The sequence below is a fragment of the Vibrio sp. 378 genome, assembly GCF_033339435.1.
Genome location: NZ_JAWOUO010000883.1, coordinates 1 through 582, shown reverse-complemented (window position 1 = coordinate 582; position 582 = coordinate 1). Strand labels below are relative to the sequence as shown.

The following is a 582-nucleotide window of genomic DNA, read 5'->3' as shown; positions in this document are numbered from 1 at the left end:
AAATGTACCAATAGTAAACTCCCTTATTGAGGATAATTATGAACAGTCCAATGTTTACTCGTTCAACAAGTGTTCCTAATACACTAGAAACTAACAAAGTACTGAAAAACACTTACTTCCTACTGTCGATGACACTGATGACCAGTGCTATCGCAGCAGTCGCGACTATGGCAATGCAAATTTCACCAATCATGGCGATTGTAATGCAGCTTGCAGCGATTGGTATTTTGTTCTTTGTTATGCCAAAGGCAATTAACTCATCATCTGGTATCGTTTGGACATTCGTTTTCACGACTCTAATGGGTGGTGCTTTAGGTCCAATGCTTAACTACTACGCATCAATTCCAAACGGTCCTACTATCATTGCTCAAGCTCTAGGTTTGACTGGTATGGTGTTCCTTGGCCTATCGGCTTACACCATTTCAAGCAAGAAAGATTTCTCTTTCATGCGCAACTTCCTGATGGCAGGTTTGATCATTGTGATCGTTGCAGCGCTGATTAACATCTTCGTTGGTTCAACAATGGCTCACCTAGTAATCAGCAGTGTTTCTGCACTCGTGTTCTCTGGTTTCATCCTATTCG

At 41.6% G+C, this 582-nt stretch carries 1 protein-coding gene; it reads left to right on the top strand.

The features are described from left to right. Window positions 1-38: 38 nt before the first annotated feature. On the top strand, window positions 39-582 hold a 544-nt coding region (locus tag R7Q48_RS29390), incomplete at its 3' end, for a Bax inhibitor-1 family protein (protein WP_318133890.1).